At 37.2% G+C, this 3534-nt stretch carries 4 protein-coding genes and 1 pseudogene; all 5 read left to right on the top strand.

The features are described from left to right. Positions 1–63: 63 nt before the first annotated feature. Positions 64–408 carry a cytochrome P450 gene (locus tag HNQ34_RS17140; RefSeq protein ID WP_246364315.1) on the top strand — a complete coding sequence of 115 codons (345 nt, stop codon included), beginning with the start codon at positions 64–66 and terminating at the stop codon, positions 406–408. A 70-nt stretch (positions 409–478) separates the two neighbouring features. Next, the gene (locus HNQ34_RS17135) at positions 479–1102 is read left to right on the top strand and encodes a dienelactone hydrolase family protein (protein WP_066322962.1); all 624 of its coding nucleotides are present in this window, start codon (positions 479–481) and stop codon (positions 1100–1102) included. 11 nt (positions 1103–1113) lie between these two features. Beyond that, the gene (locus HNQ34_RS17130) at positions 1114–2274 is read left to right on the top strand and encodes a 3-phenylpropionate MFS transporter (protein WP_221277487.1); all 1161 of its coding nucleotides are present in this window, start codon (positions 1114–1116) and stop codon (positions 2272–2274) included. 115 nt (positions 2275–2389) lie between these two features. Beyond that, positions 2390–2683 (top strand): annotated as a pseudogene (locus HNQ34_RS17125) (sigma-70 family RNA polymerase sigma factor); the annotation flags it as partial. Positions 2684–2880: 197 nt separating this feature from the next. Then, on the top strand, positions 2881–3030 hold the full coding sequence (locus HNQ34_RS17120; RefSeq protein WP_158512128.1) for a hypothetical protein: 150 nt from the start codon (positions 2881–2883) through the stop codon (positions 3028–3030). Positions 3031–3534: the final 504 nt, after the last annotated feature.

Raw genomic sequence — 3534 nt, 5'->3', positions numbered from 1 at the left:
CAGGGTTTGAAGTGGCACTAGATGGCATATTGTTGGTGTATTCGCTTGTAACACTCGGGCTAGTTGAGCGCTAGCGCTCAACTAGCACCACGGGTTACTATTCATAACCAACTTATTCGTGAAGGAGATTCGGTCTATTTCTTCCTCGGTTCCGCTGGTCGTGATGAACGCGTTTTTGAAAATCCAGAAAAATTTGATATCAATCGGACAGGTAAACAGCATATTGGTTTTGGTGGTGGTTATCATGCATGCATTGCTGCAGCATTTGCTCGCGTAGAAATCGCCGAAATTTTAAAAGAAGTTATTCAACGTTTTTCTCACATTACACCTTTATATAATCTTGAAAGACCTGAATGGACGCCTAACCCTACCTTTCATGGTATTGTTACAATGCCGATCAAATACTAACTTCCTATACTGAGGGGGAGTGCGACACCCCCTCTATCTTTAATTATAAGGATAAGGAGTTTGTCATATCATGTTAAAACACTGTAATTATTCTGATGTTGCTGTCATCCTAATACATGAAATCTATGGGATTAACGATCATATGAAACACGTAGCTCAAATGATTGCCACTAAAGGGTATGACGTATACTGCCCCAATTTATTAAATCGAGATCATTTTCATTATGATGATGAGGCAGATGCTTACCAATATTTCAAAAATGAAATTGGATTTGGAAAAGCGAAAAAACAAGTTTTAAATTTAGTAGATTCCTTAAAGTCTCGATACAAAACCATTGTGTTCTGGGGGTATAGCGTCGGTGCAACCGTAGCTTGGTTATGTTGCGAACATTATGGCATAGGAGATGCGGCCATAGGTTACTATGGATCACGGATTAGAGACTATCTCAATTTATTCCCAAAACTACCCGTACTATTACTGTTTTCTGAGCACGAAAAGTCATTTAATGTTAACTGGCTCGTCGAGCAATTATCCTGTAAATCAGGGATAAAAGTCGAGTTGTTTAAAGGACAGCACGGGTTCGCTAATCCCTTCTCCAATAACTATCATCCGGATTCAGAAAGAAAGGCTTTTGAACTGTCCCTACAACTTATTGAAACCATTCAGAAAACGAAAAAAAATGTATTGACATAAGGGGAAGTATTATGAAACAAACATGGTTATCCACAAACTTTTTTGTATTTTTCTTCACCTGGGGGATTTTCTTACCGTACTGGACCGTTTGGCTGATTACAAAAGGGTTAACTGCTCAACAAGCAGGGATCGTGATATCCATCGGATTACTAGTAAGAGCTTTTTCAACTTCGTACATTTTTCCTGCCTTGTGCAAAAGGTATTGGTTATCACACGTTTCGCTTATAGTCGCTTTTTTATCTCTAATCATCCTAGTATGTTTTTTGCCTTTTAATAATTTGGCATGGCTTATGTTAGTAATGGTCTTTTTCAGCCTCATCTATCCCATGTTGTTACCTATCAACGAGACAAAGGCCTCCATTCTATCAAAAGAAGAAAATGGGATTGACTATGGAAAATGCAGATTATGGGGATCGTTCGGTTTTATTCTCTCATCAGTGTTAACAGGATGGGTAGCCTCAAAAAATGCGAACAATATTATCTATTTGTTTTTACTCGGTAATCTATTCATTTTAATCCTATCATTAATTCGATCTCCATCAAGCTTAAGAGTTAAGCTTTCTCAACGGGCAGGAGGTTCCTTTGAATTACTGAAATCAAAATCATTTTTAATATGTCTCCTCCTGAGTATGGTTTTACAAGGTACCCATGCTGCCTATTATAATTACGGAGTTATTTATCTTAAACACATAGGAATCAATAGTGTTTATATTGGTGGAATCCTTGTTTTGGCTGTCTTAGCTGAAATCGGGTTCTTTTACATTTCAAACCGAGTATTCACTAAGTTCGATGTAGCGACTATGTTTCTATTGGCCGGGATTGCATCAATTATCCGTTGGTCAAGTGTCTATTTTTTTGAGAATCCACTGGTTTTTGTGTTTTCTCAACCGTTGCACGCTTTAACATTTGGTCTCACGCACTTTGCATTCATGACTTTTGTTAATCAATATATTAGTAAGGACAAAATTCCTTCAGCTCATGGACTCTACGCATCACTTGCCATGAGTTTAACCACTGGGGTTTTAACACTTGTCAGTGGATACTTGTACTTGTATTCACCTGGATTCCCATTTCTCGGAATGGCATTGGTCGTGGCACCTAGTTTATTCCTATGCCCGATGCTTAAAAAGCTTACCCGTCAATCCAGCACATTTCAACAGTTAGGTGCTTAATTACTTCGGATAATGTATAATGAAACACGGTGCCCTGACCGACAAACAGCCAATTTTTTAGATCTTAAAATCTTTTTGCTTCTGATGAACAATAAACAGATAACACCCTAGTGTGAACGAAATCAGCCTCCTCGATATCTTAAAATCCGAATCAGAAGATGATGTCGTTGATATGATCCAATTAAACATGGAATTAGAGAAAATTAGAAAATATATTGACATTCTTGATGAACGTGAAAAAAAAGTGATTATTAGCCGGTTTGGCCTTGATTTACAGAAGGAAAAAACGCAGCGGGAGATCGCCAAAGAGCTAGGTATTTCCAGAAGTTATGTATCACGCATTGAAAAGCGGGCGCTTATGAAAATGTTTCATGAGTTTTATCGAAACGAAAAGGAAAAGCGGCGGTAAAATTTCTCCCTTTAGGTGTACTCTACCTAAAGGGGCTTTTCAATATTGAGCATTTTCAAAATACAAAAAACAACATGATGCGCTGAAACGATTAGAACGTGAATTAACAGAAACCTTCCTGATCTCCTTGAACGTGGGGTATACGATGAAAAAACTTTATTGAACGCTCCAACTACCTAGCCGACAGAATAGATGAATTGGAAAGAGCTCTTGCACAAGCACAGGAAGAATTAGCTCTCGAGAAAGAACGTGAACAAGCCAAAGTAGAAATCATTCCACAAGTGGAGTATGTCCTAGAATTGTACAATAAACCGGACGATCTGAAGCTAAAAAAACAGCCTTCTTAAGTCTGTGCTTGAAAAGGCTGTGTATCGAAAAAAAAACAGTGGAGGAATGAGTTTACTCTTATCATCTATCCTAAATTACCTAAGTGACTATCCAAAATTTTTAATTCGCAATAAATTCCCTCTCTTATGCAACAGAAAACTTGTAGATTCCATTTACACAAGAGAGGGAAAATTTAAAAATAACAACATTTAAAAGCTTTCATGATGTGATTTCCTTCTTAAAATACCCCTTTCCTTCAAAATCAATAATATTTATATATGTTTAACTTGAACACTTGACTTCCTACCATAAAAATTGTTACTTTCATCGACGTTGAAAGTCGGACAGCACGAATAGAACAATCCAATCACCTTTTTCAAAAAACAGAAAGTTGAAAAGTTAAGTTTACATTTATATATATAGTTTCAGATTAATTTTCCGACATAACAACCTGTCCGATGCGTTGGAGCACTTTTTCTGGAAACTCAGAAAGGTACTCTAAGAACGAAACAATCGATTCTCGT

It is taken from the genome of Anoxybacteroides tepidamans (genome assembly GCF_014201465.1).
Taxonomy (GTDB): domain Bacteria; phylum Bacillota; class Bacilli; order Bacillales; family Anoxybacillaceae; genus Anoxybacteroides; species Anoxybacteroides tepidamans.
This window is presented reverse-complemented; position numbering and strand designations above follow the sequence as displayed.

Bases quoted from the DNA above. Each gene is read 5' to 3' on its own strand.
- HNQ34_RS17130 (WP_221277487.1), top strand. From the start codon at position 1,114: ATGAAACAAACATGGTTATCCACAAACTTTTTTGTATTTTTCTTCACC.
- HNQ34_RS17135 (WP_066322962.1), top strand. From the start codon at position 479: ATGTTAAAACACTGTAATTATTCTGATGTTGCTGTCATCCTAATACAT.